This is a genomic window from Caballeronia sp. INML2, assembly GCF_023631365.1.
In the GTDB taxonomy this organism is placed as follows: domain Bacteria; phylum Pseudomonadota; class Gammaproteobacteria; order Burkholderiales; family Burkholderiaceae; genus Caballeronia; species Caballeronia turbans.
Genome location: NZ_JALQDH010000074.1, coordinates 1 through 26,946 on the forward strand (window position 1 = coordinate 1; position 26,946 = coordinate 26,946).

At 64.3% G+C, this 26,946-nt stretch carries 28 protein-coding genes and 1 riboswitch; of the genes, 14 read left to right on the forward strand and 14 right to left on the reverse strand.

The genetic code is table 11. The annotated features are described in order from the left end of the window. Positions 1-71: 71 nt before the first annotated feature. Positions 72-410 (reverse strand): hypothetical protein, encoded by a 339-nt coding sequence (locus NCT32_RS24855; RefSeq protein WP_061116189.1) that lies wholly within the window; start codon positions 408-410, stop codon positions 72-74. 306 nt (positions 411-716) lie between these two features. On the opposite strand from NCT32_RS24855, the gene NCT32_RS24860 reads away from it, so the two are divergent. Next, complete coding sequence (locus NCT32_RS24860) at positions 717-1,955, forward strand: MFS transporter (protein WP_061116190.1); 1,239 nt, start codon at positions 717-719, stop codon at positions 1,953-1,955. A gap of 52 nt (positions 1,956-2,007) precedes the next feature. Here NCT32_RS24860 and NCT32_RS24865 read toward each other — a convergent pair whose 3' ends face one another. Continuing rightward, positions 2,008-2,955, reverse strand: coding sequence for a DMT family transporter (locus NCT32_RS24865; protein ID WP_250477775.1), 948 nt, complete (start codon positions 2,953-2,955; stop codon positions 2,008-2,010). A 77-nt stretch (positions 2,956-3,032) separates the two neighbouring features. Between NCT32_RS24865 and NCT32_RS24870 the strand changes: the two genes are divergently transcribed. Continuing rightward, complete coding sequence (locus NCT32_RS24870) at positions 3,033-3,884, forward strand: LysR family transcriptional regulator (protein WP_061116192.1); 852 nt, start codon at positions 3,033-3,035, stop codon at positions 3,882-3,884. Positions 3,885-3,886: 2 nt separating this feature from the next. Here NCT32_RS24870 and NCT32_RS24875 read toward each other — a convergent pair whose 3' ends face one another. The 3 genes from NCT32_RS24875 to NCT32_RS24885 are packed head-to-tail and all read right to left on the reverse strand — an operon-like array spanning position 3,887 to position 6,910. After that, complete coding sequence (locus NCT32_RS24875) at positions 3,887-4,828, reverse strand: LysR family transcriptional regulator (RefSeq protein ID WP_061116193.1); 942 nt, start codon at positions 4,826-4,828, stop codon at positions 3,887-3,889. Positions 4,829-4,850: 22 nt separating this feature from the next. After that, complete coding sequence (locus NCT32_RS24880) at positions 4,851-6,407, reverse strand: MFS transporter (protein WP_250490611.1); 1,557 nt, start codon at positions 6,405-6,407, stop codon at positions 4,851-4,853. Beyond that, complete coding sequence (locus NCT32_RS24885; protein ID WP_061116195.1) at positions 6,404-6,910, reverse strand: MerR family transcriptional regulator; 507 nt, start codon at positions 6,908-6,910, stop codon at positions 6,404-6,406. Before NCT32_RS24885 ends, NCT32_RS24880 begins: the two co-directional genes overlap by 4 nt. A gap of 167 nt (positions 6,911-7,077) precedes the next feature. Here NCT32_RS24885 and pssA point away from each other — a divergent pair, with 167 nt between their 5' ends. Continuing rightward, complete coding sequence (pssA, locus tag NCT32_RS24890; protein ID WP_061116196.1) at positions 7,078-7,686, forward strand: CDP-diacylglycerol--serine O-phosphatidyltransferase; 609 nt, start codon at positions 7,078-7,080, stop codon at positions 7,684-7,686. On the opposite strand, the gene NCT32_RS24895 is transcribed toward pssA, so the two are convergent. Then, on the reverse strand, positions 7,676-8,644 hold the full coding sequence (locus NCT32_RS24895) for a LysR family transcriptional regulator (protein ID WP_250477776.1): 969 nt from the start codon (positions 8,642-8,644) through the stop codon (positions 7,676-7,678). The genes pssA and NCT32_RS24895 overlap by 11 nt on opposite strands. Positions 8,645-8,710: 66 nt before the next feature. Then, a complete protein-coding gene (locus NCT32_RS24900) occupies positions 8,711-9,934 on the reverse strand; it encodes an MFS transporter (protein WP_061116197.1) in 1,224 nt (407 codons plus the stop codon). A 228-nt stretch (positions 9,935-10,162) separates the two neighbouring features. On the opposite strand from NCT32_RS24900, the gene NCT32_RS24905 reads away from it, so the two are divergent. From NCT32_RS24905 to NCT32_RS24915, 3 genes are all read left to right on the forward strand, one after another. Then, positions 10,163-10,543, forward strand: a complete 381-nt coding sequence (locus NCT32_RS24905) for a response regulator transcription factor (RefSeq protein WP_250477777.1) — start codon at positions 10,163-10,165, stop codon at positions 10,541-10,543. A 150-nt stretch (positions 10,544-10,693) separates the two neighbouring features. Further along, positions 10,694-12,544: an ATP-binding protein gene (locus NCT32_RS24910; protein ID WP_061116199.1), complete on the forward strand. Its 1,851-nt coding sequence runs from the start codon at positions 10,694-10,696 to the stop codon at positions 12,542-12,544. Next, positions 12,534-13,214 (forward strand): response regulator transcription factor, encoded by a 681-nt coding sequence (locus tag NCT32_RS24915; RefSeq protein ID WP_061116200.1) that lies wholly within the window; start codon positions 12,534-12,536, stop codon positions 13,212-13,214. The genes NCT32_RS24910 and NCT32_RS24915 overlap by 11 nt, the downstream gene beginning before the upstream one ends. A 6-nt stretch (positions 13,215-13,220) precedes the next feature. On the opposite strand, the gene NCT32_RS24920 is transcribed toward NCT32_RS24915, so the two are convergent. After that, entirely contained in the window at positions 13,221-13,436 is a 216-nt protein-coding gene (locus NCT32_RS24920; RefSeq protein WP_061116201.1) for a hypothetical protein, read from the reverse strand. 77 nt (positions 13,437-13,513) lie between these two features. After that, positions 13,514-15,088 (reverse strand): sensor domain-containing diguanylate cyclase, encoded by a 1,575-nt coding sequence (locus NCT32_RS24925; protein WP_086960695.1) that lies wholly within the window; start codon positions 15,086-15,088, stop codon positions 13,514-13,516. 393 nt (positions 15,089-15,481) lie between these two features. On the opposite strand from NCT32_RS24925, the gene NCT32_RS24930 reads away from it, so the two are divergent. The 3 genes from NCT32_RS24930 (at position 15,482) to aroQ (ending at position 18,537) form a co-directional block, all read left to right on the forward strand. Continuing rightward, on the forward strand, positions 15,482-16,900 hold the full coding sequence (locus NCT32_RS24930; RefSeq protein ID WP_061116202.1) for an MFS transporter: 1,419 nt from the start codon (positions 15,482-15,484) through the stop codon (positions 16,898-16,900). A gap of 97 nt (positions 16,901-16,997) precedes the next feature. After that, complete coding sequence (locus NCT32_RS24935) at positions 16,998-18,053, forward strand: Gfo/Idh/MocA family oxidoreductase (RefSeq protein ID WP_311768196.1); 1,056 nt, start codon at positions 16,998-17,000, stop codon at positions 18,051-18,053. 37 nt (positions 18,054-18,090) lie between these two features. Beyond that, positions 18,091-18,537, forward strand: coding sequence for a type II 3-dehydroquinate dehydratase (gene aroQ, locus NCT32_RS24940; RefSeq protein WP_061116203.1), 447 nt, complete (start codon positions 18,091-18,093; stop codon positions 18,535-18,537). 65 nt (positions 18,538-18,602) lie between these two features. On the opposite strand, the gene NCT32_RS24945 is transcribed toward aroQ, so the two are convergent. Next, positions 18,603-18,755 (reverse strand): hypothetical protein, encoded by a 153-nt coding sequence (locus tag NCT32_RS24945; protein ID WP_250490634.1) that lies wholly within the window; start codon positions 18,753-18,755, stop codon positions 18,603-18,605. 74 nt (positions 18,756-18,829) lie between these two features. After that, entirely contained in the window at positions 18,830-19,093 is a 264-nt protein-coding gene (locus NCT32_RS24950; protein ID WP_061116204.1) for a hypothetical protein, read from the reverse strand. Positions 19,094-19,437: 344 nt separating this feature from the next. On the opposite strand from NCT32_RS24950, the gene NCT32_RS24955 reads away from it, so the two are divergent. Beyond that, positions 19,438-20,835 (forward strand): amino acid permease, encoded by a 1,398-nt coding sequence (locus tag NCT32_RS24955; protein WP_061116205.1) that lies wholly within the window; start codon positions 19,438-19,440, stop codon positions 20,833-20,835. Positions 20,836-20,858: 23 nt separating this feature from the next. Further along, the gene (locus tag NCT32_RS24960; RefSeq protein WP_061116206.1) at positions 20,859-22,058 is read left to right on the forward strand and encodes an amino acid aminotransferase; all 1,200 of its coding nucleotides are present in this window, start codon (positions 20,859-20,861) and stop codon (positions 22,056-22,058) included. 3 nt (positions 22,059-22,061) lie between these two features. On the opposite strand, the gene NCT32_RS24965 is transcribed toward NCT32_RS24960, so the two are convergent. Next, complete coding sequence (locus NCT32_RS24965) at positions 22,062-22,442, reverse strand: hypothetical protein (RefSeq protein WP_061116508.1); 381 nt, start codon at positions 22,440-22,442, stop codon at positions 22,062-22,064. Between the two features lie 124 nt (positions 22,443-22,566). Here NCT32_RS24965 and NCT32_RS24970 point away from each other — a divergent pair, with 124 nt between their 5' ends. From NCT32_RS24970 to NCT32_RS24980, 3 genes are all read left to right on the forward strand, one after another. Further along, entirely contained in the window at positions 22,567-22,815 is a 249-nt protein-coding gene (locus NCT32_RS24970; RefSeq protein WP_061116509.1) for a hypothetical protein, read from the forward strand. Between the two features lie 55 nt (positions 22,816-22,870). Continuing rightward, a complete protein-coding gene (locus NCT32_RS24975; RefSeq protein WP_061116510.1) occupies positions 22,871-23,194 on the forward strand; it encodes a hypothetical protein in 324 nt (107 codons plus the stop codon). Between the two features lie 174 nt (positions 23,195-23,368). Then, entirely contained in the window at positions 23,369-25,885 is a 2,517-nt protein-coding gene (locus tag NCT32_RS24980) for a glucose/quinate/shikimate family membrane-bound PQQ-dependent dehydrogenase (RefSeq protein WP_061116207.1), read from the forward strand. 42 nt (positions 25,886-25,927) lie between these two features. Here the strand turns inward: NCT32_RS24980 and NCT32_RS37310 are convergent, their stop codons facing one another. Both NCT32_RS37310 and NCT32_RS24985 read right to left on the reverse strand, forming a co-directional pair. Continuing rightward, positions 25,928-26,062 (reverse strand): hypothetical protein, encoded by a 135-nt coding sequence (locus NCT32_RS37310; protein WP_284502400.1) that lies wholly within the window; start codon positions 26,060-26,062, stop codon positions 25,928-25,930. A 149-nt stretch (positions 26,063-26,211) separates the two neighbouring features. After that, entirely contained in the window at positions 26,212-26,658 is a 447-nt protein-coding gene (locus tag NCT32_RS24985; protein WP_061116208.1) for an ester cyclase, read from the reverse strand. Positions 26,659-26,772: 114 nt separating this feature from the next. Further along, positions 26,773-26,945, forward strand: a riboswitch (yybP-ykoY riboswitch). The last annotated feature ends 1 nt before the right edge of the window (position 26,946 follow it).

Consider the following 26,946-nt stretch of genomic DNA (forward strand, 5'->3'; position numbering starts at 1 on the left):
GTTATTTGCGAACCCTGCAATCCAGGTTAGTACATCACGCAAATAAGGCAACGAATTTTTAACTCAAGACACTAGGTCGGCGCAAATACCACCGCGCCAGCGTCGGAGACGTGCGTAAAGCTTCGAAAGAAGCGATACGTCTGATCGCCGACTGTCATCCGATTCAACCCGACCTGGGTCAGTTCAAGTATTTCCTCTGCTACCGCCGTCGCAACCGTGCCCTGGCTCGTCAATTTGACGTCCTCGTCCGCGGGATTGCCGATGTACACCGCGAAAATGTCTTTATCGCGGCGCATCATGACCACGCACTTACCCTTTTCCAGAGATATTTCCAGGTATGAGGCGAGCGTTTGCAGCGACTCGGGCGTGTGCCCTTCAAGGCCGGACGTTGCTTCTGAAGCGGTGCGCATTGTGCTGTCTCCGTCCAAAGATGTAGGTCCAGCAACGTTAGAGTACTCCCAAGCTGCCCGGCTTCGCCACGGGCGCTCCTGCAAGCGTTTCCGGGCGAGTCGGTCGGTACGGCGAGAAGCAACGACACATACGGAGTCAGATATGCAAGGTCGCGAGCCGCGACTGCGCCCCGAGGTTCCAGCCGACGCTCTTGCACCACGATACGGGGATTGTTCGTCCACGTCGGCTTGTCTGTTCAGGGCGCAATGCTTTTTCCCGCGCCGGAGTCCGCATAGAGTGGCAGGCTCAATCTCGGATTCGTCATTATGCAAATTGATACGCCTGCGACATCAGCGTCGCCATATGGAAGGACCACATCGTTGCGCCAATGGCTTTCCGTGGTCGCGGTCGCTGTCAGCGCATTCGCCTTCGTCACGGCCGAGTTCTTGCCGGTCGGGCTTCTGAGTCAGATTGCGCACGACCTCGGCGTCAAGCCTGGCGTTGCCGGTTTGATGGTGACGATGCCTGGAATCATGGCCGCCATATTCGCGCCGGCGCTGATTGCCGGTGCTGGACGCATGGACCGCCGTTTCGTATTTCTGCTGTTGACGGCAGTGCTCTTGATCTCCAACGTTTTGTGCGCAATCGCTACGAGTTTCCCGGTTCTCCTCGCTGGCCGCGCCTTGCTCGGCGCCGCGCTGGGTGGATTCTGGACCTTGGCGACGGCCGCTGCGCCCCGACTCGTCGAACCGAAGGATGCCGCAAAGGCCACCGCTACCATTCTGACGGGCGTCACGTGTGCAACGGTCATCGGCGTGCCGCTCGGCACGTTCATCGCTTCGTTCGCGTCGTGGCGAGCCTCGTTCGCCGCGACCGCGGGACTCGTGGCGCTCGCCCTTGCGGCACAGGCGCTCCTCGTGCCGTCGCTGCCGTCTGCGTCGGCGCTGCGCGTTTCCGATTTCAAAACATTGCTTCGGCGTCCGCAAACCCGGTGGAGTCTGCTGATGGTCGCGCTCGTGTTCGGAGCGCATTTCTCGACATACACCTACATCGCGCCGCTGCTGGAGCAGGATTTCTCCGTGCGCGGTATTACGCTGCTGCTGTTCGGATTCGGCCTGGTGGGATTCTTTTCGAATGCGCTGATGTCGATGGCGGTTGCGAACCACCTGAAAAAGTCCGTCGCGGCGATGATCTTGCTCTTGCTGATCGCCATATCGTCGATGCTGGTGCTCGACCATTCGATCGTAGGTGAAGCAGCAGGGATGCTGCTCTGGGGCGTCGCCTTCGGCGCGCTGCCGCTCTGCTTCAGCGTATGGATTCAGCACGGCACGGCGGACATGCCCGAAGCGGGCTCGGCGATGTTCGTCAGCATCATTCAGGTCGCCATCGCCGCCGGGTCCGCAGTGGGCGGTTCGATTGTCGACCATGCCGGGGTAAGCGCCGACTTCACGTTGGGATGCGGGCTCGCCGTGCTCGGTCTGTTAGCGCTGCAACGCCTTGCCGCACTGGAGCGGCCGGCCGCCAAATCTTCCTTCGTCAGCGAGTGCGAGCCATCGGCGGATTGACGTGCGGCCCGAAGCGGTTATTGCGTCGAGGCCGCGCGGAAAGTTGGCGGCTTCAGAGTTGTCGAGCCGCGCGGCCGTCGCGCGGCCGTCGAGTCATCACGACGATCCCCAGGCCGGAGACTATCGTTCCGCCGAGCATCGGCCAGGAGAGCGGCTCTCCGAATAGTGCCCACGCCCATACGAAAGTGACCGAAGGACTCAGGAACAGGACGCTCGACACGCGTGCGGGCGACGACCGCCGCAGGCATACCCAGTACAGCCCGTAACCACCAAGTGTCGAGATGACCGCCGTCCAGCAAACGCTGGCGGCGAAGCCGGTGGTCGCGATCGGCATCACGCTCCCTTGCGAACGCTGCAGACAGAAGAACACGAGGCATGACACGACGCAGTGTATCCAGAGAGTACACAAGAGACTCAGCGAGCCGGTGCGAGAGGCGGTCCGTTGCTGCCAGACCGTGGCCACCGCCAGCGACATCATGCCCGCGACCGGCAAGGCGTATGCCCAACGAGGAGCGGAGCCGAGGGTCAACGCGTCATGACTGACCATGATTGCCCCGGCCAGCCCGAGCGCCATGCCGGCCCATGTCCGGCCCGAGTTGCGCTCCCTGAGAACCAGGGATGAAATGACGACCGTGCCAACCGGCAGAAGATTGGCAATCAGCGCGCAAAGACCCGCTGATACGCCGAGCTCGATCCCCTTCCCAACGCCTGCGATATAGCCTGCCAACGCGAACAAGCCGATTGCAGCCTGCCGCGCCACCACGGATGGCGGCGCGCCGATTATTTCCCGCAAGACAAAGGGAAGCAGGCAGATCGAAATGACCGCACAACGCCACAGCACGACGAGAAACATCGGCGCGTAGTCCGTGGAAAATCGCATCCCGACGAAGCCCGAACTCCACGCGACGACCATCAGCGCTTCCAATGCCGGCAAAGGCAGGCGTAGCGCATCAATGGCAGGCGGATTCGAGGCAAGGCCGGGTCGCGAAACTTTTGTCATGCGTCCAGCGTAGTCTGCGATCGGCGATTAGAAAATCAAAATATACTGATGAGGTCGTTCAATACGGTTGAACCATCATGGAATCGGTCCTCGATATCGAACTCTTGCGCACCTTTCATGCGGTGGCCCGGCTCGGCAAATTTCGCTCGGCGGCCGAGCATGTGCATAGAAGCCCGGCTGCGGTCAGCATTCATATCCAGCGCCTCGAAGCCATCGCCGGTGGCAGGCTGCTCGACCGGGACAACCAGTCCGTCACGCTGACCGCGCTCGGCAAACGGCTGCTTGCAGGTACGAGCGAGCTGTTGAGCGCGCATGACCGCGTGCTGCGGGAAATTCAGGGAAAAACGCTCGCGGGACGCGTCGTGCTCGGCGTGCCGGACGAGTATGCCGCGCATATCGTCCGGGATATTCTTCCGGGCTTCGCGGTCAGCTGGCCCAATGTGGTGCTGGAAGTGAAAACCGCACCGAGCCTCAAGCTTCGGGACTGGGTGACGCGCGGCAAGCTCGACGTCGCGTTATTGGTTCAACCCGTCAAAGCGAGCAGACCGGCGGATGTCCTGACGATGACCACGCCGGTCTGGGTCGGGAGTTCGACCTTCGTGCTGGCCGAGGACCGCCCGCTTCCATTGGCGTTATACGGCGAGCCGTGCCCCTATCGTGTGGCAATGACGACTGCGCTCGAGCGTGCCGGGCGCAAATGGCGCGTCGTGCTCGACAGTGCGTCGAGCCAGGTCATCAAGACCTGCGTCGAGTCGGGGCTTGCCGTGACGCTGCTCGACCGCGCGCGCGTCAGCGAAGATATGCGAGTGCTGGACATGCTTCCGCATATCGGCGATCACGAAGTCGTTTTGATGCGGGATGGCACCGGCCGTGCAAGCGACGCGATCGACGTGCTCATCGCCACGATCAAGGAAAACTTCAGGCTGTAATGTCAGCTCTCCCGCGGCGCATCGATATGAGCGGCATCGCTCTCCAGTATCCGCGGAACCACGTCCTTGACGAACTCGACGAACGTCCTGACCTTCGCATTGAGATACTGCCGCGACGGATACAGCGCGTAAAGCGTGAGCGCCTGCAATCGATAGTCAGGCAGCACGCGCACGAGCGCGCCGCTTTCGAGCAGCTTGCTCGCCGTCGACATCGGCAGCGCGCCGATGCCCACGCCCTCGCGCAGCGCGACCGCCAGCGCGCCCGCGACATTTACGCCGAAGTTCGTCTTCGCAAGCGCGAAGGTCTCCGTGCCCTTCGGGCCTTCGAAGGTCCAGACATCGCGCGGAAAGAGCGGCGAGACGAGTTGATGACACGGATGACGCGACAACTCCGCAAGCGTGCGCGGCTCGCCGTGCCCGCGCAAGTACGCCGGCGACGCGCACAGCACACTATGCACCGTGCCGAGGCGCTGCGCGACGAGGCTCGAATCCGGCAACTCGGCGATGCTCGCCTGCACGGTGAGATCGTAGCCTTCGTCGATGATATCGGGCGTGTGCTGCGACAGCGTCAGATCGACGGACACCGCCGGATGACGTTCCCGATAGCGCACGATGGCGGGCACGACATACGACTGCCCGAGGCTCGTCGATGCATGAATGCGCAAGTGCCCGGAAGGGCGCAACTGTGCATCGGCGGCTTCGGCTTCGGCCACGTCGACGCACGCGAGTATCTGCTCGCAGCGCTGCAGATAGCGCTTGCCCGCCTCGGTGAGGATCACGCGCCGTGTGCTCCGATGCAGGAGCCGCGTATTCAGATGCGCTTCGAGCGCGGCGATGGCCCGCGAGGTCGCGGCCGTCGATATATTCATGCGTTGCGCGGCGGCGGTGAAACTGCCTTCTTCGGCTACGCGGGCGAACATCCGCATGCTGCTGAGTGTGTCCACTTTTTATGTGCTCTGAGACGGATCAGTCGATTCGCTTCTGCCATGCGGCGATCACGCTCGCGCACAGTGCGACGCCGATGATGTAATAGAAGCCATCCAGCGAACTGAGGAAGTTCGCCTGCTGCGTGACGATGCGGCCGATCTCGACGAGCGCGAGGCTCTTCGCTTCGGATGCGCTGTGGCCCATGCGCTCGAACGCGCCGAGCAGGCTCTGATATACGCCCTGAAACGTCGGGTCATACGGGTTGACCGTTTCTACGAGCCGCGTCTGATGCAGCGCGACGCGATGCTGTTCGAGAATGATGTTGGTCGCCGTCGAGAACGAATACGTCAGTTGCTTGACGATGTTCTTGAAACGATAACCGTGGCTGTACTCCTCGACCGCGAACACACGGAATGTCAGGTTCGCGACCGGCAGCGCGATGAAGAGCAGCAGCATGCCGCGCAGGACCATCGGCGCGATGAGCCATGGCATGCTCACGTCGGGCGGCAAGCCGATCATCCATGTGCCGATGAACGCGGCCAGCAGAAAGCCGGCCATGATCATCCACTTCTTGTGCCTGATGCGCGACGCGTAGCGGAAATAGACGACGGCCATGCCGAGCGAGACCATCGACGTGAAGCCGACGAGCCGCCCCGCGTTTTCGACCGGATAGCCGAGCCCGCCTTCGAGCAGGCGCGACACCAGAAAGCTCATCGCGTTGTTGATGTAATAGAACGCGATGTACAGCACGATGCCCACCTGAAACGTCTTTTCACGCAGCGCATGCAGCCGCAACAGCGGCTTCGGATGATGCCACTGATGCCATATGAACCAGCCGAGCGACAGCAGCCCGGCAACAGTCAGCACGATGAGCTCGGGCGACGTGCTGAAAAGCTCGAAACGCACTTGCTGCATGACGATCTGCAGCGCGCCCTGCGCAAACGCGAAGATGATGTACGGCCAGAAGTGCGCTTCGCCGCGCGCCTCGGGATGTACGCGGCCCGTGGACGGCACCGCGACGAACGCCAGCATGCCGAGCGCGACGCCCGCGAACGCGGTGCACGAGAAGAGCGCGCGCCAGCCGAGCGATGCGACCAGATAGCCGCCGCACAAGGGAGCGAGCGCAGTGCCGAGCAGGATCATGTTGAGAAAGCGGCGCGTCGCGGCGGGGCGCGTCTCTTGCGTAAAGCGCGTCTGAATGAGGATGCGCGCGGCGCTCATCATCGGGCCGATGAAGTAGCCCTGAAAGCCGCGCGCGAGCGCCAGCTCGATGGCCGATTCGGATAGCGTCGCCGCCACCGCACCCGCCGCGAACAGAAACAGGCATCCCGCGATATAGCGCCGATTGCCGAGCCGTTCGATCCACCATTGCTGCTGCAGGATGCCGAGCACGGACGCTACCGCATACGCGCTCGACGCCCACACGAGTTCATCGGACGATGCATTGACGCCGCCCGCGATATAGCTCGTGAAGAATGAAAAGACCGAGTTGTCGAAGTAGTCGAGCCCGGTGGCGAGCGCGATAGCCCACGCAAACAGATCGCCGGGAAAACGTTCCGCGACCGGCTTTGTCTGCCGATATGGCGCTTGCGTCATTCGCCCGCATCCTCGGCGCGCTGCGTCTTGCGCCGCTTGCGCGCGGCCAGGCGTTCTTCCAGCAGCACTTCCTTGCTTTCGCCCGCGATTCTGCGCCGCAAATAATCGAGGTCGCTGGCGAGTTCGCTGCGCACCGCCTGCGCTTCCTTCAGTTCGCGGCGCACGGCGGCGATGCGCGCATCGACCGATTCGATCTGCTGCGACAGCGCCTGCTCGATCTCCCGCAGCGACGAAGCCGAATAGCCGGTACGGCCTTCGCCTTGCGTTTCCATCGGCCGTTTCAGCATCTCGACGATGCCCTGCAGCGAGAATCCGAGCGAACGCAGCCGCAGGATGCGCGCGAACAGTTCCAGGTCCTGCTCGCTGTAGAGCCGGTACCGGCCTTCGCTGCGTGAGGGCGTGACGAGGCCACGCTCTTCGTAATACTTGAGCGTGCGCGGCGTGACTTGCAGGCGCACGGCGGCGTCGCGGATGGTGAGGAGCGCGGGCTTGGTCGCGGACATGACGGCACCGGAGGGGCAGATCGATGCCGCAGTATAACGCAAACCTGTACGTTCGCGTACAGGTTTGCGGGCATGCGGAGTGCTTTGCAAAGAGGGCGCGATGATAGACTTGACAGCCTTGCGGCGCTGGTCGTCGGTGCCGCCGAACGTCACGAAGACAGAAACGAATGAAACGATTCTCGATGATCCGCGATTTCCACCTGGCCGACTGGTTCACGCTGGGTAACGCGGTGTGCGGCACGGGCGCGCTGTTCTCGTCGATGTCCTATCTCGACGATTCCGACGTGCTGCATATCTATCTCGCCTGCGCGCTCGTGTTCGCCGCGCTCGTCTTCGACGTGCTCGATGGCCGCATCGCGCGCTGGCGTCAGAAGGCGTCGCTGCTCGGCAAGGAACTGGATTCGCTCGCCGATGTGATCTCCTTCGGCGTCGCGCCGGCGATCATCGGCTATGGCTTCGGCATGCGCGGGCTGTACGACCGCATCGTTCTGGCGTACTTCGTCGCGTGCGGCGTGTCGCGTCTCGCGCGCTACAACGTGACGACCGAAGAGATGTCGGGCGGCGGCGGCAAGGTCACCCATTTCGAAGGCACACCGATTCCCACGTCCTTCGTGATCGTGCTGCTGCTGACCATCGGCGCATGGTCCGGCGCGATCGGCGAGAGCATGTGGCTCGGCACGTGGCGCGTCGGCGGTTTCACGCTGCATCCGCTCGTGCTGATCTACGCGATTTCCGGCTCGTTGATGATCAGCCGCATCCGCATTCCTAAGCCATGACTTCCTGAGCCATGACATGCGGCGCGCTTGCCGACGGCGCCGCATCGAACTTGTCCTTCAGCGACGTCGCCAGAAAATCCACGAACGTCCTGATCTTCGCGTCCACGTGCTGACGCGACGGATACACCGCATATACGCTCGCGCTCATCAGCGGATAGTCGGGAAAGAGGCGCACGAGCCGGCCGTCCCTGATGTCGTCGGCGACGAAGTAATGCGGCATCGCGCCGACGCCCGCGCCTGCCAGAAGCGCGACGCGAATCGCCCCGGCGTCGTTGACCACGATCTGGTCGATGCTGGCGGTGACCCCGGAGGCGAGTTCCGCATGCCAGTCGCACGGATGCGCGAACGGCGCGTTGATGCGCGTAAGCGCGTGCATCGGCAGATCGGAGATGGACTCCACCGCGTGTCGCCCGAGATACGCCGGCGCCGCGACCAGCACACGCTGAAAGCGCCCGACGATGCGGTACGCGTTGCCCGAATCGGGCAGCGAGGCGGCCGACAGCACCGATACGTCGAATTGTTCCTGCACGAGGTCCGGCATGCCCGCCAGCAGCTTCAGATCGACCGTCACTTGCGGATGCGCGCGCCGGTATTCGACGATCGTCGACATCAACTGCGCGAGGCCCAGATCGGGCGCCGCGTGCACGCGCAGGCGGCCGCGCGGGATCATGGCGGCATCGCTCGCTTCGGCGTCGGCGGCGTCGATGTCGGCGAGGATCTTCCTGCATTTGCGGTAGTAGCGCTCGCCGCTGTCGGTGAGCGACACGCGGCGCGTCGTGCGCTGCAGGAGCCGCGTGTGCAGGCCGTCTTCGAGCGAGGCGATTGCCCGCGACACGATGCCCACGCTGCAATCCATATCTTTCGCGACGCCGCTGAAGCTGCCGGTTTCGGCGACGCGTGAGAACACCCGAATGCTGAAGAGCTTGTCCATATCCGCTTCGCCTCCGATTCCGATCATGTCAACGATGGAATGAAGATACGTTCGCGAAGCGCTTCGCGCCATCAGCCGTGGATACAGGGCCGCCTATCCTTGTGTATAGGTTCGGGCCGAATGACGCCGGCCGATCAGGATGAAATGCGCCAGCGCGATGAGCGGAAACACCGTGGCGACGGTCGCGACGAGCATCCAGCCGCCGCGCTCGTACAGCGGGCTTGCGAACGCCGAGCCGAAAGCACCGCCCACGAAGATGCTCGTCATGTATATGGCGTTCAGGCGGTTGCGGCTCGCGGCGTGCAGCGCGTAGATTTCACGCTGGCCGAGCACCATGTTCATCTGCACGGCGAAATCGAGCACGATGCCCGTCACGACGAGCGCGCCGATGCCCCATGCCGGATGTATCACGATCGGCAGATACGCGAGCGCCGCGAGAATCAGCGCGATGAAGGTCGCGCGCACCGTGTGGCCCGCGTCCGCGAGACGCCCGGCGATGGGCGCGGACGTCGCACCCGTCGCGCCGATGAGCGCGAAGATGCCGATAGCCGTCTGCGTGAGCCCGTAGTGCCGCGTCAGTTCGACAGGAATGCCGGTCCAGAAGAGGCTGAACGACGCGAACATCAGCGCCTGATACAGCGAGCGATGACGCAGCACCGGCATCGTGCGCACGAGGTGGCCGAGCGAGCCGATCAATTCGAAGTACGTCGCCTGATGGCTCGGCTGGCGGCGCGGGATCGTCAGCGCGAGCACGGTCGTGATGCCGATCATCAGCACGGCGGCCGCGCCGAACATCGCGCGCCAGCCGAAGTGGCCCGCGACGAGGCTCGATATCGGCCGCGACAGCAGAATGCCGAGCAACAGTCCGCTCATGATGGTGCCGACCACCTTGCCGCGCGATTCGTCCGGCGCGAGATGCGCCGCGAGCGGAATCAGGATCTGCACCGCCACCGACGAAAAGCCGATCAAGAGCGAGATCACGAGAAACCAGCCGGGCGTGTGCGTGAACGTGGCCGCCGTGAGGCTCGCGATCGACACGAGCGCGGTCGCGATCATGAGCTTGCGGTTTTCGAGCAGATCGCCGAGCGGCACGATGAAAAACAGACCGAGCGCATAGCCTATCTGCGTAAGCGACACGATCAGGCTCGCCGTGCCGCCCGCCATGTGCAGATCGGGCGCGATCAGCTCGGTGATCGGCTGCGCATAGTACAGGTTCGCGACGATCGCGCCGCAGCAGAACGCGAAGAGCGCGATCAGTCCGCGCGTGAGCTCGACGTGCTTGCCGCCGTCGAGCGCGCTCGATGTTGGAGTCGACATGTGGGTTCCCGGAGTGGCAGAACGGGACTATACGGGGTTCGCGCGTAACGCGCTCGACACGCCCTGCGCGCCGGTATCGTCCGACGAATGCCTGGATGAAAGCGGAGGCCTCAAGCTATACGTACATATGATTTCGCGGCCGTTGCCGCGTGCGTAAGATGAGTTCCATCGAGGCGGTGGACCCGTCCCATGCCCGCCGATATTCACGCACGGTCCAGGACAACGCCCTTGCAATCGCCTTCCAGAGTTTCCGTGATCGACGATGACGAATCCGTCCGCGTCGCCTCCTCCAGCCTGTTGCGCTCGCTCGGCTGGGAGGTCAGCCTGTATCCGTCGGCGGAGTCGTTCCTCGACGCCGATCCACTCGAGGGCCTCGCGTGCATCATCACCGATCTCAACATGCCCGGCATGTCCGGCCTTCAACTTCAGCAGCGCCTGCGCGAACTGAAAGCGGGCGTGCCGATCATGTTCATCACCGCGTTCGCGTCCGATGCCGCGCGCCGTCAGGCGCTCGACGGCGGCGCGGTGTGTTTTCTCAGCAAGCCCGTCGATGGAACCGTCGTCGCCGATTGCCTGGAACGCATCAAGCAAGGTTTTTGGAAGGAATAGAATTCATGGCGTCATCCGGCTGGCGCGCATGGTTCTGTCTGCCGCGCGCAGGCCGCGATGTTTTCAACGAACGCTTCTCGAACGCTCAATGACCATGCCGCCTGTCTCGTTCGTCGTTCGTTTCCATTCGCCGGCGTCCGACCGGCCGTGATGGAGACATTCCAGAGCGCGCCGCGCGCGGTGCGTCACGATACCCGCATCGTGTCGATCCTAGCGGCGGCCATTGCGCTCGTCGTCTTTCTGATCGACGCGCTCACACCACTCGATATCGCCATCGCGGTGCTGTATGTCGTCGTCGTGCTGCTCGTCGCATCGACGGGCAATCGCACCGCGACCGTCACGACGGCGTGGGGTTGCGTCGTGCTGACGCTCGTCGGCTTCGTTCTCTCGCACGACGAAAACGTGTCGGGCGGCGCGCTCGCGCGCTGCGCGGTGAGCCTGCTCGCGATCGGCACGACCGCCATTCTGTCGCTGCGCAATCTGGCCACGACGACCAAGATGCAGGAGCAGCTCGAACTGCTCAATCTTGCGCACGACGCGATCGTCGCGCACGACATGAACGAGCGAATCACCTTCTGGAATCGCGGCGCCGAAGTGCTATACGGCTACTCGGCGCAACAGGCGATCGGCCAGCCGATTCATAGCATGACACAGTCGAACTCGCCCGTGCCGCACGCGCAGATTCGAGCGGAACTGCTGCGCTCGGGGCGATGGGACGGCGAGATCACGCGCGTGCGGCACGACGGCAGCGAGATCGTGATCGCGAGCCGGGCCGCGTTGCTGCGCGACGCGAAAGGCCTGCCGTGCGCCGTGCTTGCGACGAGCAACGACATCACGCAGCGCAAGCGCATGGAAGCGGAATTGCAGCGCCAGCGCGATGCGCTCAAGCGCAGCGAGGCGTTTCTGCTCGACGCGCAGCGTCTTTCGCGCACCGGCAGCATCGCGACGCGCCTGCCCGCCGGCACGATGTGGTGGTCCGACGAGGCGTACCGCATCTTCGATTACCCGCGCGATGTCGAGCCGTCCGTCGAAGCGATTCTCGCGCGCACGCATCCCGACGACATCGGGATCGTGCGCGGCGCGCATGAAGCCGCGATCGGCGGCGTGTGCGACATCGACGTGGAGCATCGGCTTCTGTTGCCGGACGGGTCGGTCAAGCATGTGCATTTCGTCGCCCATCGCGCATCGACCGAAGCGGATGGCGACGAATACGTCGGCGCGCTGATGGACGTCACCGACACCAAGCTCGCCCAGGAAGCGCTCGCGCGTTCGACCGCCGAACTCGCGCACGTCACGCGCGTGACGATGCTGGGCGAACTGGCGGCGTCCATTGCGCACGAAGTCACGCAGCCGATGGCCGCGATCGTCACGAGCGGCGATGCCGGCCTGCGCTGGCTCAACCGCGCGCAACCCGAAATCGCGGAAGCGCAGCAATCGATCACGCAGATGATTCGCGACGCGAGGCGCGCGAGCGAGGTCATCGCACGCATTCGCGCGATGGCGAGAAAGCGCGACAGCCAGCCCGCGACGCTGGACGTGAACGAGATCGTCGGGGAGACGATCGAACTCGTGCGGCGCGAGCTCGGACGTCATCGCGTGGAAGTGCAAACGGAGCTCGCGACGCCTTCGCCTACCGTGCGGTGCGATCGCGTGCAGTTGCAGCAGGTGCTCATCAACTTGATGATGAACGCCGCGCAGGCGATGTCCGGCGTGAACGGGCCGCGCGTGCTGCGTGTCGCGACGGGCGCGAGCCCGAGCGACGAAGGCTACGCGCAGATCACCGTGCAGGATTCCGGCACGGGCATCAGCGTCGACAGCGCGCGCCGTCTTTTCGACGCGTTTTTCACGACGAAGGCCGAAGGCATGGGCATGGGTTTGTCGATTTGCCGTTCGATCATCGAGGCGCACGGCGGCAGGATATGGGCGGAGTCGCCCGATGAAGGCGGCGCGCGCTTGCGCTTCGTGCTGCCCGAAAACCAGGGGGGAGACGATGAGCATTGACAAGGGCGCGGACGCGAAAACGAACGCCGCGATGGTCTACGTGGTCGACGACGACGAATCGATGCGCGACGCGCTTCGCATGCTGCTGCGCTCGGTCGGCCTGAACGTGATGACGTTCGCGTCCGCGCACGAGTTCCTTGCGTATGACATGCCCGAGGTGCCCAGTTGCCTGATCCTCGACGTGCGGCTGAAAGGGCAGAGCGGGCTCGCCGTGCAGGAGCAGATGGCCGCGAGCCAGGTCGGCTTGCCGATCGTATTCATGACGGCGCACGGCGACATCGCGATGACCGTGAAGGCGATGAAGGCGGGCGCCCGGGATTTTCTCGCGAAGCCGTTCCGCGATCAGGACATGCTCGATGCCGTCGCGCAGGCGCTGGAAGCCGACGAGGAACGGCGCGCGGCGAGCCGCTCCGTCGCGGACCTGCGCCGCTCGTACGAATCGCTAACGCCGCGCGAGCGCGAGGTCATGGCGTTCGTCGTGTCGGGTCTGATGAACAAGCAGATCGCGGCGGAGATGAACCTGAGCGAGATCACGGTGAAGATTCATCGCGGCCAGGCGATGAAGAAGATGGCGGCGCGCTCGCTCGCCGATCTCGTGCTGAAGGCCGAAGCGCTCGGCGTGAAGATGCCGCAGGGCGCATCGACGCCGTCGCGGGCGCAACGGCCGTGAGCGCGGTTATCGCAGCGGCGTTTTGATCGCCGGTGCCGCTTCTTCGTCGAGCGCGATCCGCTCCAGCGGCAACTCCGTGTCGCAACCGGCGCGAGGGAGCGCGCTCCAGTCATGCGGCGCGTTCAGCGAATACCACGTGCCGAACGCCAGCACGGCGGCGCAGCCCGATAACAGCCTGCGTGTCGATGTATCGGCCATGATGCGCTCCCAGTGCGTGACCATGACGTCAGCTTAGAGAAGCGCACGCGCGCCGGCCATTCTACGAAGGGCTCGGCGCGTTCATACCAACGTGTGATGCGCTACCACGCGCGGCCGCGCTCGCCCAGCGCGGCGACGGCCTGCTCGTCGTTGGCCACCGCATCGCCGTCGCGGCCGGAAAACCGAAATCCGCCGCGCTCTTCCGATTTCGCTTCATAGAGCGCAGCATCGGCCCGCTTCAACGCGCTTTCGAACACTTCGCCCGGACGGGCGAGCGCGATGCCGACGCTCACGCCCACGCGCACCGTCAGCCCGCACGAGAGCGCGTAGGGCGCGGACAGTTCGCGGATGATCTTGCGCGCGAAAGCGGTGTTCGACGCATCCGCGATGTACGTCGCGACGATCGCGAATTCGTCGCCGCCCAGACGCGCGGCCAGCTCGCCGCGGCGCATCGCGTTGCGCAGGCGATCGGCGACGAGCTTCAGCAGGTCGTCGCCCGCGTTATGGCCGTGCGTGTCGTTGATGCGTTTGAAGCCGTCGAGATCGACGTACATCACCATCACCTTTTCGCGGCCGGCGCCGCCCGCCATCAGACGCTCGGCATGATCGCCGAGATAGCGCCGGTTCGGCAGGCCCGTGAGCGAATCGTGATGCGCCCAGTGCAGGATCTTCGCCTCGGCCTTGCGGCGCTCCGTCACGTCCTCGATGATGATCACCGCGCTGCCGTCCGGCACCGGGTTGCGGCTCAGCTCCAGAAGCCGGCCGTCGCGCAGCGGCAGATCGAGCGGCAGCTTGCCCGCCTCGAGCCATTGCGCGCAGCGCTCGGAGAACTGTGCGCGCAGCGTCTCGCCGAACTTCGCCACGCCCACGTAGCCGATGAACTCGGGCAAGGACACGTTCAGCCGCAGCATTTCGACGGTCGCGCCGAACAGCTCCGCCGCCTTGCGATTCGCGATCACCACCTTGCCCGACGCATCCACGGTGCACAGACCGTGCGGCATATGCGCGAGCGCCGCGTCGAAGCGCGCGGCGATTTCGGCATGGCCCTGCTCGGCGGTCATCAGCGCGACGAGGCCGGAGTAGTGGCGCTGCACGACCGCGCACATCGCGCCGATATAAAGAAAGAGCGGCGGCAGGAGAATCCAGTAGCCGGCCGGCCCGAACAGGCCGCCGACGCCGATCGGCAGCGCGCCGAGGCACACCTGCGCGATCGCCAGATGCGGCGTGCCCGCGTTGCGCGACGCAATGCCGCCGAGCAGGCCCGCCGTCACCATGATCGCGAGGGAGGCGAGCACGGCGTCGCCGGAAATCACGCAGGCCATCGCGCCGAGGCCGGACACGAGACACGTCGCGAGCGCGAACGGTGCGTAGCGCCCCGCCCACGGGCCGGGATGCGGCGCGACCGGGCGGCTCAGCGCACGGTAGCGGCACACGATCGACAGGCGCACGGCGAGCAGGAGCGCGTCGGCGGCGACCCAGAGCATCGCCCAGACCGCCTGTTGACGGCCGAGCGCGATCATCGCGACGAAGGCGCTGGAAATGCCGGACAGCAGAAGCGGGCGGACGTCCTCGACGAGTGTCGACAGCAGCGACGCGCGAATGGCGGTCGTGATGCGCCCGTTCTCTGTCGCCGGCGTGGCCAGAATCGAATCGATCAAGGACGGATTGCCTGACATACGGAAGACCGGGGCCAGCGAGAGGACGAAAAACCGCGGGCGGCGATGCCGTCGCCGCCGGTACTCGTGTATACGGCCGCGTGTGCACATACTTTAGGCACGGGCTCGACGCTGCGCATGCGCGGCGCCGCCGATTATTCGCCCGGAGCGCATTCTGACTTTCCTCCGCGCTGGATTATGCTAGCCGGCGGACATAGTAATCTTGCGCTCAATCCTTGCAGTCAGACGCCGGCGCGCGGGTTTTGCCTCATCGAAAGCTTTCGATTCAGAGGCGATGATGGACGAACGTCCGCGCGCGCCCCTTGCGCGGGCGTCGTCGATGAAGAACGAAAGCGCAGCGTCGTCGTAAAGATGGCCACAGAAACCGTCGTGCGAAACATAAATGGAGACGTCATGGACACGAACTCTCTTCCTCCCGGCGCGCCAGGCGAGTCGCACGCCGAGCACCGGAAGCAGACGAAGAAAGCCACCGCGAGCGGGTGGATAGGCTCGGCGCTCGAGTACTACGACTTCTTTATCTACGCGCAAGCCGCAGCGCTGATCTTCCCGCAGCTTTTCTTTCCGTCGGGAAATCCGAAAGTGGCGATCGTCGCGTCGCTCGCAACCTACGGCGTGGGCTATGTCGCGCGGCCGATCGGCGCGTTCGTGCTCGGCCACTACGGCGACACGCACGGCCGCAAGACCGTGCTCGTGCTGTGCATGTTCCTCATGGGCTTCTCGACGATGGCCGTCGGCCTGTTGCCGACGTATCACAGCGTCGGCATGCTCGCGCCGGCGCTGCTCGTGATTCTGCGGCTCGTCCAGGGCTTCGCGGTCGCGGGTGAAATCTCAGGCGCGAGTTCGATGATTCTCGAACACTCGCCGTTCGGGCGGCGCGGCTACTTCGCGAGCTTCACGCTGCAGGGCGTGCAGGCCGGCCAGATTCTCGCCGCCGCCGTGTTCCTGCCGCTCGCGTACTTCATGCCCGAGGATTCGTTCAACTCGTGGGGCTGGCGTATTCCGTTCCTGCTCTCGGCAATCGTGCTGGTCGCGGGTTACATCATCCGCCGCGAAGTGCACGAGACGCCTGCGTTCGAGAAGGAAGGCGAAAAGGGCGCGGTGCCGCGCTCGCCGATCGTCGATGCCTTCAAGTACAACCTCGCCGACATGATCCGCGTCGTCTGCATGGCGCTGATGAACGTGATTCCCGTGGTCGCGACCATTTTCGGCGCGGCGTACGCGGTGCAGCCGGCTTACGGCGTCGGCTTTCACAAGAGCGTGTATCTGTGGATTCCGGTCGTCGGCAACATTCTCGCCGTGTTGGTGATTCCGTTCGTCGGCAATCTCTCCGACAAGATCGGGCGCAAGCCGCCGATCATCGTCGGTGCGATTGCGTCGGGGCTGCTGTCGTATCTGTATCTTTATGCGATCAGCATTCACAGCGTCGGCCTGGCGATCGCCGCGTCGCTGCTGATGTGGGGCATCGTCTATCAGGGCTATAACGCGATCTTCCCGAGCTTCTACCCGGAGCTCTTCCCGACGCGCACCCGCGTGTCCGCGATGGCGATCGCGCAGAATGTCGGCACGACGATCACGGCGCTCCTGCCCGCGCTCTTCGCCACCGTCGCGCCGCCCGGAGCGACGAACATTCCGCTCATCATCGGCTCGATCACGCTCGCGGTCACGATCATCGCCGCCGTGGCCGCCTGGAGCGCGCGCGAGACGTACCGCATTCCGCTCAGCCAGCTCGGCGAACAGGACGCACGGCCGGTCGAGAAGTCCGAGTACGAGCGCTTGCGCGCGGAATCGGTCGCGAACGCGCGCGCTTCCTGAGCCTCATTTCCCCGATTGTTTTTCTCACGGCGGCGCGCAACCCGCGCCGTCCGCGTGTCCTCGCACGCGCTATTTTTTATCGACCCGGTGAATTCAAGTGAATACTGACTCAGCCAAAACACGCATCGCGGTGGCCGGCGCAGGCTATATCGGCCAGGCGCACATGGGCGTCGCGCAGGCGAGCGCGACGTGCACGCTTAGCGCCATCGTCGATCCGGCGCCGGCGGCGGCCATCGCGGAGAAAGCGGGCGTGCCGCTCTACAGAACGCTCGATGAACTGCTCGCGAAGGATCGCCCGGACGGCATCGTGCTCGCCACGCCGAACCAGCTGCATGTGGAGCACGCGCGCATCTGCCTCGCGGCCGGCGTGCCGACGTTGCTGGAAAAGCCTGTCGCGCCGACTGTGAAAGAAGCGCAGGCGCTCGTCGATGAAATCGAACGCTCGGGCGTGAAAGTGCTGATCGGCCATCATCGCGCGCATAGCCCGATCATGGCGCGCGCGAAGCAGGTGATCGACGAAGGACGGCTCGGGAAGCTCGTCGCGGTGATGGGCAGCGCGGTGTTCTTCAAGCCCGACGAGTATTACGCGAGTGCGCCGTGGCGCCGCGAGCCGGGCGGCGGGCCGATCCTGCTGAACATGATCCACGAAGTGCACAACCTGCGCATGCTGTGCGGCGAGATCGTCGCGGTGCAGGCATTCGCTTCGCACGCGACGCGCGGCTTTGCCGTCGAGGATACCGTCGCGGTCAATCTGCGCTTCGCGAGCGGCGCGCTCGGCACGTTCATGCTGTCCGACACGGCCGCGTCCCCGCGCAGCTGGGAGCAGACCTCGCAGGAGAACAAGGCATATTCGACCTATCCCGATGAAGACTGCTACGTGATCGCGGGCACCTTCGGCTCGCTTTCCGTCCCCACGATGCGTCTCAAGTCCTACGCCGCAGCGGGCGAGCGCTCATGGTGGAAGCCGTTCGAGGAAAGCATCGTGCCAATGCAGCGCGACGATCCGCTCGCGCGTCAGATGGAACATTTCGGGCGCGTGGCGCGCGGGGAAGCCGAGCCTATTGTCAGCGCGCGCGACGGGCTGCAGAATCTGCGGATCACCGAGGCCATCGCGCGCGCCGCCACGAGCGGCGAGATCGTCGAGACCGCCTGAATCTCTTCAATTCCCCCATCCAGTTCAAGGAAATCACATGGCAAAGATCCTGACGCTGCACGGCGTCAACCTCAACATGTTCGGCAAGCGCGACCCGAAACAGTACGGCACGGCGACGCTCGCGCAAATCGACGAGCAAATGGCCGCGCTGGGCAAGGAGCTGGGCGTGGACGTGGAGTGCTACCAGACGAATATCGAAGGCGAAATGTGCTCGCGCATTCATCGCGCGTTCGAGGAAAAGGTCGATGCGATCGTAATCAACGCCGGCGCGTGGACCCACTACAGCTACGCGATCCGCGATGCGCTCGCCATTCTGAGCGCACCGGTCATCGAAGTGCACATGTCGCACGTGCACGCGCGGGAAGAATTCCGCCACAAATCGGTATTTGCGGAAATCGCCAAGGGGCAGATTTCGGGCTTCGGCGTGGACAGCTATCTGCTGGGCTTGCGCGCGGCGGTCGCGGCGATCGACGCGGGCAAGTAAGGCTGGGCACTGCTTTCTGATGTTTTTCCAGCGAGGCGCATGGGCGCCTCGCCGGAGTCACCGGGTCAGACCGGACGGCTGAAATCCTTCGACGCATGCGCCGCCGGCTCGCGGTCGCGCTGCTCACGCAGCGGTTCATGATTGCGCTGCGCCGCGCCGCGGATGAACAGCACCGCGCAGACCGCGCAAATTCCCCAGACCGCGGCGATGATCGTCAAGTAGCTCATTTTCCTTCTCCCCGATGCTCCGAGCGCGGGGGGCTCGTGCCGCCCGCGCTGGCCCTGTTGGTCCGTTACGCCTGCGACGCGGGCAGCGCCAGCAAGCGTCCGATCAGCTGTTGCGCGAGCGCATGCTGCTCGGTGATGGTCACGGCGTCGTCGTCGGTTGCATCGCGCTCGCCGCGCAACTTGCCCGCGAGGCGCATGATGTTGTCCGACGCCGCCTGCAGCGCGTGCAGCAATTCGGCTTGCGTCGCCGCCGCGCTGTCCTGCGATCCTTCAGTGAAACACTGCGCCGTTCGATGCGGCCTGGCGTTTCCTTCCATCGTCTGATACATGGCGACCCCGTTGTGAGTGGATGATGCGATTCTCCCGCCGATGCGCGCCGGGCAATCCTCCGAACAACCCCTGATTTCGGCCTCAGTTCGTTTGTTGTGCGGCGCTCAGGTCCGGGACGCGCGCTGCGGTAGGTCCGCCCATCAAGGCTTCTGGGGTCGCCGGGCGGTAAAATCGCAGATCCGTCGACAGATAATCGGCCTTTTTTGCAGCGGCCTGTGGGGTCATCCGCACGAAAAAACAACACTTTTTATCTGATTAGAAGCGCGGAAAAGTCGGACGAAACGACGCGGTCGATCGTCCCGTCAAACGAGCGGGTAATTTTGCGGTTCATGCAGGCATCGACATGGTTTCAGGCAAGACAAACGAAGCATCCCAACACGAACTCAGGCGCGGGCTGAAGAGCCGCCACATCCAGCTGATCGCGCTCGGCGGCGCGATCGGCACCGGGCTTTTTCTCGGCGTCGCACAGACCATCAAGCTCGCCGGGCCGTCCGTGCTGCTCGGTTACGCGATCGCCGGGCTGATGGCGTTTTTCATCATGCGGCAGCTGGGCGAGATGATCGTCGACGAACCGGTCGCCGGTTCCTTCAGCCATTTCGCCGACAAGTACTGGGGCCACGCCGCCGGGTTCATCTCCGGCTGGAATTACTGGGCCATTTACATTCTGGTGAGCATGGCGGAGCTGTCCGCCGTCGGCATCTACATGCAGTACTGGTGGCCGGGGCTGCCGACATGGATATCGGCGCTCGGGTGCTTCGTCATCGTCAATGCGATCAACCTGACGAGCGTGAAGTCCTACGGCGAAACGGAATTCTGGTTCGCGATCGTGAAGGTGGCCGCGATCGTCGGGATGATCCTGTTCGGCGGCTATCTGCTCGCGTCGGGCAAGGCCGGACCGGAGGCGAGCGTCACGAACCTCTGGCGGCTCGGCGGCTTTTTTCCGAACGGCGTGAGCGGGCTCGTTATGTCGATGGCCGTGATCATGTTTTCGTTCGGCGGGCTGGAGCTCGTCGGCATCACGGCGGCGGAAGCGGAAGATCCGTCGCGCAGCATTCCGCGCGCGACCAATCAGGTCATCTATCGCATCCTGATTTTCTATGTCGGCGCGCTCGGCGTGCTGCTGGCGCTGTATCCGTGGGACAAGGTGGCGACCGGCGGCAGCCCGTTCGTGCTGATCTTCCGCGATATGAACAGCACACTCGTCGCGAACGGGCTCAACGTGATCGTGCTGACGGCCGCGCTGTCCGTATACAACAGCGGCGTGTATGCGAACAGCCGCATGCTCTACGGCCTCGCGCAGCAGGGGAACGCGCCGCGCGCGCTGCTGAACGTGAGCGGGCGCGGCATTCCGCTCGCGGCGCTTGCGGTGTCGGCGATCGTCACGGCGGCGTGCGTCGTCATCAACTACGCGATTCCGGGGCGCGCGTTCGGGCTTTTGATGGGCCTCGCGGTGTCGGCGCTCGTCATCAACTGGGCGATGATCAGCATCATCCACTTGATGTTTCGCCGGCAAAAGCGCGCGAGCAACGAGACGACATCGTTTCGGAGCTTCGGCCATCCGTTCACGAATTACATCGTGCTCGCATTTCTCGCGGGCATCGCGTGGGTCATGTACGAGATTCCGGACCTGCGCCTGTCCGTCTATCTGATCCCCGCCTGGCTGGCCGTTCTCGGAATCGGCTACTATCTCAAAAAAAGGGGCGCTGACGCAAAGCGCGCCCACCGCCTGCAATCCCGCTGATCTCTCGTCCTGATACCGACACCATGTTCGAACATATCGATGCCTACCCCGGCGACCCCATCCTGTCGCTGAACGAAAATTTCCAGAAGGATCCGCGCACCAACAAGGTCAACCTGAGCATCGGCATCTACTTCGACGACGAAGGCCGCCTGCCGGTGATGCAGGCGGTGCGCGAGGCCGAACTGTCGATCCTGAAGGATCCCGGCCCGAAGCCCTACTTGCCGATGGCCGGTTTCGCGCATTATCGCGACGCCGTGCAGGCACTCGTATTCGGCAACGACAGCCCGTCGCGCGCGGGCGGCCGCATCGCGACCGTGCAGACGCTCGGCGGCTCGGGCGCGCTGAAGGTCGGCGCGGATTTCATCAAGCGTTATTTCCCGCAATCGAAAGTATGGGTGAGCGATCCGACGTGGGAGAACCATCGGTTCATCTTCGAGCGTGCCGGCTTCGAGGTGAACACGTACCCCTATTACGACGAAGCCACCGGCGGCCTTCGCTTCGACGCGATGCTCGAAGCCATCGACAAGCTGCCCGCGAAGAGTGTCGTCTTGCTGCACGCGTGCTGCCATAACCCGACGGGCGTCGATCTCGATCAGGCGCAATGGGTGAAGATCATCGACGTGCTCCAGAAGCGCGATCTGCTGCCGTTCGTCGATATGGCGTATCAGGGCTTCGGCGCGGGTCTGGACGACGACGCGTTCGCCGTGCGCGAACTTGCGCGCCGTGGCGTGCCGGCGTTCATCGCCAATTCGTTCTCGAAGAATTTCTCGCTGTACGGGGAGCGCTGCGGCGGCTTGCACGTCATCAGCGACGATGCCGCGGCGGCCGACCGCGTGCTCGGCCAGTTGACGAGCGCGGTGCGCGCGAACTACAGCAATCCGCCGACGCACGGCGCGAAGATCGTCACGCATGTGCTGAACACGCCCGAACTGAAGCAGTCGTGGGAGCAGGAGCTTGCGTCGATGTGCCAGCGCATCGCGCGCATGCGCCAGGCGATTCACGACGGCCTGAAGGACCACGTGCGCGGCGAAATGCTCACGCGCTACATCAAGCAGCGCGGCATGTTCACGTACACGGGTCTCGTCGCGGAGCAGGCGGATCGCCTCAAGGAGGAATTCGGCGTGTATATCCTGCGCTCGGGCCGCATGTGCGTCGCGGGCCTGAACGACAGCAACGTGCAGATCGTCGCCGATGCGATCGGCAAGGTGCTCGCCGCGAAGTAACCGCTATAGCGCGGGACAGGACAGCACTTTCTGCGGCGGCAGGCTGCCCGGTCCCGTGTCGACCTTCGTGCCGCGCGGCGGCGTCAGGATGAGCCGCGCGCTGGTCGCGCTTTCATTCGCGAGCACGTACAGGTCGCCGCTCCCCTCCGGCTGCCAGTACACGCGATACACCTCGCCGTCCTTGTAGACGTGCAACGCGCCGTGCCGCACGGTGCCGCCCCGCCAGAAATTCACGCTTTCTCCTTCGCGCAGCGCGATCATGCCGTCCTGTCCGTTCGTTGCGCTTTCGAGCGTGCCGCAGATGGCATCGTCGGCATGGGCGTGCGTGCATGCGACGAGCGTTGCAAGCGCGCCGGCGCACATCGTGATTGATGCGTGTTTCATCGTGATCGACTCCTCCTGAGACATGGCGCGTGCGCCGTCCCGCGCTCGTCGCAAGATATGCGCCGACGTTGCGCCGCGCGTGTGCTACTTTGAATGGAAGCAGCCTTCGATCTTGGAGGGTCTCATGACTGTGATCGCGCCGGACGAAAAGGCGGAGTTCCTCGCGATTCTCGAGCGCCATCGGCTCGACGAGAGCGATTTTCTCGTGCAGGAAGGCGGCGAGTCCGATGTCGTGGACGATGTCTATCCGTTGCAGGGCCTCGTCACCATCACGCGACGTTCCACGCTGAAGGAACGCGAATATCGCATTGGACACGGCACGCAATGGACCGCCGCGTTCGAAAAGGATTTGAATAAAGGCGTGTTCGGCTGAACGAGCACGCCGCATGCAGGTTTTTTTCACGCACTTCTTTGAAGCGGAGCACGCGATGAGACCGACCGAATTCAAATCGTTCAAGGCGCATGTCGCGATGCTGCTGCGCGATCTTCCGCGCGGCGTGACGGCCGATCTGACCGACGTCGCCGTCGCATACTGGAACGGCACGCAATTGGTCGGTGCCTATCTGCGCGACAACGGGCGCATCGACGAGGATTTCGATTTCGACGAAAACGCGTGGGGCAACTGGGGCGACGAATTCCTGCTGTGGTTCGATGCGCCGCGCTTCTCCGAACGCGCCGATCTGAAGGCCGCGTTCGTGTCCGGCGTCATGCCCGCGAATGCGTGCGGCGGACTCTGGCCGCGGCCGCTCTGACCGGAAGGCGCGCACGCGCCTTTTCCCCGAAAGTCATCTGTAAAGCCAGCTCCGCGCGCGTCCATCTCCGGCCGAACGGCACAACGATTGCTCCCATCCACGACGCGACAGCGTCCGAACCACGACCGTCTCCTCGGCCGTGTTCCGCCATTCATCGTCACGGAGGGTTTCAGCATGGCTGTCAACGGAAGACTTCATCCGCTCACGTTTTTTACGGCCATCGTGTTCATTGTCATCGGCGTGTTGCTGGCGGCGGGCGGTGGGTATCTCGTGGCGCTGAAAGGATCGTGGTACTACGCGATCGCGGGCGCGGCCATCGCCCTGACAGGCCTTTTGCTGCTGATACGGCGGCGCTCCGCGCTGCTGCTCTTCGCGCTCGTGTTATTCGGCTCGACGATCTGGGCCGTGTTCGAAGTGCATTTCGACTTCTGGCAACTGATGCCGCGTCTGTGGATCTGGGTGCTGCTCGGCATCTGGCTGCTGATTCCGTTCGTGCATCGCGGCGCGCTGTTCGGCCCGCCCGCGACCGCGCGCGGGGCGCGCACGCCGCTCGCGGCTGCGATCGTGCTCGCACTGCTGCTCGGCATCGGCACGTATTTCATCGATCCGCATGATCGGCCGGGGCGCATCGACGTGAATGTCGCCGCCGACGCGAATCAGCCCGACGCCAACGCCGCGACCGGCCGTGCGCCGGGCGACTGGATCGACTATGGCGGCTCGCCGCTCGCGCAGCGTTACGCGCCGCTCACGCAGATCACGCCGGAGAACGCGCATCAACTGAAGGTGGCGTGGACGTATCGCACCGGCGACATGCCCGGCGCAGGCGATCCGACCGAGACCACCGACGAGAACACGCCGCTCAAGGTTGGCGACACGATCTTCCTGTGCACGCCGCACAGCAAGGTGATCGCGCTCGATTCGGCGAGCGGCAAGGAAAAGTGGCGCTTCGACCCGCAGATCCAGAGCCCGATCGGCTTCAAGCACTGGGAGCATATGACTTGCCGGGGCGTCGCTTATTACGATACGTCCATGCATCCGATGCCATCCGAGGCTGCGGCGGCATCCGCGCCGGCCGAAGCGAGCGCGCCGGTTGCGTCGTCCGAAACCGAGGCACTGGCCGCGTCCGCGCCTGCGGCGGCATCGGAGCCCGCCGCGCCGGTGCAGACGCCCGCGCAGACCACGGCGCTGGCCGAATGCCCGCGCCGCCTCTTCCTGCCGACCGCCGACGCCCGCCTGATCGCTCTCGACGCAGAAACCGGCAAGCCGTGCGCGAGCTTCGGCAAGGGCGGCGCGATCGATCTGCGCGCCAACATCGGCCCGTTCACGCCGGGCGGCTATTACTCCACGTCGCCGCCGGCGGTGTTCCGCAACCTCGTGATCGTCGGCGGCCACGTGACCGACAACGAATCGAACAATGAGCCTTCGGGCGTGATCCGCGCGTTCGATGTCAATGACGGCCATCTCGTCTGGAACTGGGATCCGGGCAATCCGGACGCCACCGAGCCCATCGCGGCCGGTGGGACCTACGTGCGCAACTCGCCTAACATGTGGTCGATGTTCAGTGTCGACGAGAAGCGCGGCATGATCTATCTCCCGATGGGCAACCAGACGCCCGACCTGTGGGGCGGCGGGCGCACGCCGCAGGCGGAAAAATTCGCGGCGGGCGTGGTCGCGCTCGATGCCGCGACGGGCAAGCTGCGCTGGAACTACCAGTTCACGCATCACGATCTGTGGGACATGGACGTCGGCGGGCAGCCGACGCTCGTGGACCTGCAGACGGCGCACGGCACGGAGCCGGCGGTGATCGCATCGACGAAGCAGGGCAGCATCTACGTGCTGAATCGCGAAACCGGGCAGCCGATCGTGCCGATCAGCGAAGTGGCGGTGCCGCAGGGCGCGGCGAAGGGCGATCACACCGCGCCGACCCAGGCGGTCTCCGCGCTCAACTTCAATCCGCCGCACGTGAAGGAAGCGGACATGTGGGGCACGACGCCGTTCGATCAGCTCTGGTGCCGCATCAAGTTCAAGAGCCTGCGCTACGACGGGCCGTTCACGCCGCCATCGGAACAGGGGACGCTGGTGTTCCCGGGCAATTTCGGCGTGTTCGACTGGGGCGGAATTTCAGTCGATCCGGTGCGGCAGATTCTCATCGCAAATCCGGATTACATGGCGTTCACGTCGAAGCTGATTCCGCGCGAAAAGCTTCAGGAAGGCGCGACGAGCACGAGCGAGACGAGCGGCATCAAGCAGGCGCGCGGCACGCCGTTCGCCTATGAGATCAGCGCGTTTCTGTCGCCGCTCGGGATTCCGTGTCAGGCGCCGCCGTGGGGCTACATGGCGGCTGTCGATCTGCGCACGAACAAGATCGCGTGGATGCACAAGAACGGCACGATCGTCGACAGCGCGCCGCTGCCCGTTCCAATGCCGCTCGGCGTGCCGAGTCTCGGCGGGACGATCGTGACGGCGGGCGGCGTCGCGTTCCTGACGGGTACGCTCGATCAATACGTGCGGGCGTACGACGTGCGCGACGGAAAGAAGCTTTGGGAAGCGCGTCTGCCGGCAGGCGGACAGGCGACGCCGATGAGCTACGCCGATGCGAACGGCAAGCAGTACGTGCTCGTGACGGCGGGCGGCCACGGCTCGCTCGGCACCAAAGCGGGCGATTACGTGATCGCCTACACGTTGCAGTGAGCGATGCAAGGAGGCGCGGGACTTGTCTCCCGCGCCGGCGCATTACGTCCGACGATAGGCTTCGGCCATCAGCGCGCTGACCTTGGCGCGTGCGATGAGCGCATCGCGCGTGGCGGCGCGCAGCTTGGCGGCGATGAAGGAAACGAGGGCGATGGGCGTTGCGGCGATGATTCCCATGATGGACTCCGGACTAGGGGTAACTAACTAGGTAATAACCCTAGGTTAGCACATTTGACGCGTTGCAACAAATTTCCTTGCACGCGGAAGTCCTTGGGACGTTTGAGAGGGCATCGCGCCTGCCGCGCGAAGCCGCGCACGCGCCGCGGCTAAACCGGCGGATTGACCCTCGGCGGCACTGCGTCGAGTTGCCGGAACACGCTCAGCCAGTCTTCGAGATGCCACGTTTTCGACACGAGCCCATCGCGCAGCTGGTGAAACGAATGAATTGCGAAGCGGATCGGCTTCTTCGTCGCGGCGATGCCCAGCAATGGCCCCGACTGCGTGCCGCTCACTTCCGCGCGAATGCCGACGCGATCGTCCTGCACCAGCATGTCGAGAATGTCGATGCGCATGTCGGGCAGCGCGGTCGCGAGATCATCGAAGATGGGGATCATCTGATCGGGACCTGGCTTCTGTCCGGGCGGCTCGGGAATGTACTCCCAGTCGGGGGTGACGGCCTGCCGCAAGAGCGCGACGTCCTTGGTGGAAAACGCGCGATAAAGGCGCTCGACCGCTTCGCGCGCGGCCGATTGAGTCGGTTGACCTGCCTGCATGGTGCCTCCTTCTCGGTGCTGTCTGCATGAGGTGGGAACGGCGGCATTGCCCGCCCACTGTACCCCAACCCGTCTCATGGACGCAGGAACGCCCATGCACCCGTGTTAAGCTCACGCTTCTTCGCTGGGGAGTAGCCGGCTTTTCCGCACTGGAAAAGCGCTCATGTCAACACGCTCGGTCGTTCAGACCGTGGCATGGGCAGCCGTCACAGGTTGGCAAGACCATCGACGGAATTCGCGACCGGTCGGGCGCGTGTTCTGTCGTTCCATCTTGCCCGACCAGAGCGC

What these genes read in the sequence shown, in the direction of transcription:
- NCT32_RS24920 (WP_061116201.1), bottom strand. Translation starts at nt 13,436, where the DNA reads ATGGTCACGCACTGGGAGCGCATCATGGCCGATACATCGACACGCAGG.
- NCT32_RS24970 (WP_061116509.1), top strand. Translation starts at nt 22,567, where the DNA reads ATGACTGTGATCGCGCCGGACGAAAAGGCGGAGTTCCTCGCGATTCTC.
- NCT32_RS24880 (WP_250490611.1), bottom strand. Translation starts at nt 6,407, where the DNA reads ATGACGCAAGCGCCATATCGGCAGACAAAGCCGGTCGCGGAACGTTTT.
- aroQ (WP_061116203.1), top strand. Translation starts at nt 18,091, where the DNA reads ATGGCAAAGATCCTGACGCTGCACGGCGTCAACCTCAACATGTTCGGC.
- NCT32_RS24885 (WP_061116195.1), bottom strand. Translation starts at nt 6,910, where the DNA reads ATGTCCGCGACCAAGCCCGCGCTCCTCACCATCCGCGACGCCGCCGTG.
- NCT32_RS24855 (WP_061116189.1), bottom strand. Translation starts at nt 410, where the DNA reads ATGCGCACCGCTTCAGAAGCAACGTCCGGCCTTGAAGGGCACACGCCC.
- NCT32_RS37310 (WP_284502400.1), bottom strand. Translation starts at nt 26,062, where the DNA reads ATGGGAATCATCGCCGCAACGCCCATCGCCCTCGTTTCCTTCATCGCC.
- NCT32_RS24975 (WP_061116510.1), top strand. Translation starts at nt 22,871, where the DNA reads ATGAGACCGACCGAATTCAAATCGTTCAAGGCGCATGTCGCGATGCTG.
- NCT32_RS24910 (WP_061116199.1), top strand. Translation starts at nt 10,694, where the DNA reads ATGGAGACATTCCAGAGCGCGCCGCGCGCGGTGCGTCACGATACCCGC.
- NCT32_RS24865 (WP_250477775.1), bottom strand. Translation starts at nt 2,955, where the DNA reads ATGACAAAAGTTTCGCGACCCGGCCTTGCCTCGAATCCGCCTGCCATT.
- NCT32_RS24925 (WP_086960695.1), bottom strand. Translation starts at nt 15,088, where the DNA reads ATGTCAGGCAATCCGTCCTTGATCGATTCGATTCTGGCCACGCCGGCG.
- NCT32_RS24965 (WP_061116508.1), bottom strand. Translation starts at nt 22,442, where the DNA reads ATGAAACACGCATCAATCACGATGTGCGCCGGCGCGCTTGCAACGCTC.
- NCT32_RS24860 (WP_061116190.1), top strand. Translation starts at nt 717, where the DNA reads ATGCAAATTGATACGCCTGCGACATCAGCGTCGCCATATGGAAGGACC.
- NCT32_RS24955 (WP_061116205.1), top strand. Translation starts at nt 19,438, where the DNA reads ATGGTTTCAGGCAAGACAAACGAAGCATCCCAACACGAACTCAGGCGC.
- NCT32_RS24960 (WP_061116206.1), top strand. Translation starts at nt 20,859, where the DNA reads ATGTTCGAACATATCGATGCCTACCCCGGCGACCCCATCCTGTCGCTG.
- NCT32_RS24950 (WP_061116204.1), bottom strand. Translation starts at nt 19,093, where the DNA reads ATGTATCAGACGATGGAAGGAAACGCCAGGCCGCATCGAACGGCGCAG.
- NCT32_RS24870 (WP_061116192.1), top strand. Translation starts at nt 3,033, where the DNA reads ATGGAATCGGTCCTCGATATCGAACTCTTGCGCACCTTTCATGCGGTG.
- NCT32_RS24915 (WP_061116200.1), top strand. Translation starts at nt 12,534, where the DNA reads ATGAGCATTGACAAGGGCGCGGACGCGAAAACGAACGCCGCGATGGTC.
- NCT32_RS24985 (WP_061116208.1), bottom strand. Translation starts at nt 26,658, where the DNA reads ATGCAGGCAGGTCAACCGACTCAATCGGCCGCGCGCGAAGCGGTCGAG.
- NCT32_RS24980 (WP_061116207.1), top strand. Translation starts at nt 23,369, where the DNA reads ATGGCTGTCAACGGAAGACTTCATCCGCTCACGTTTTTTACGGCCATC.
- pssA (WP_061116196.1), top strand. Translation starts at nt 7,078, where the DNA reads ATGAAACGATTCTCGATGATCCGCGATTTCCACCTGGCCGACTGGTTC.
- NCT32_RS24930 (WP_061116202.1), top strand. Translation starts at nt 15,482, where the DNA reads ATGGACACGAACTCTCTTCCTCCCGGCGCGCCAGGCGAGTCGCACGCC.
- NCT32_RS24895 (WP_250477776.1), bottom strand. Translation starts at nt 8,644, where the DNA reads ATGATCGGAATCGGAGGCGAAGCGGATATGGACAAGCTCTTCAGCATT.
- NCT32_RS24900 (WP_061116197.1), bottom strand. Translation starts at nt 9,934, where the DNA reads ATGTCGACTCCAACATCGAGCGCGCTCGACGGCGGCAAGCACGTCGAG.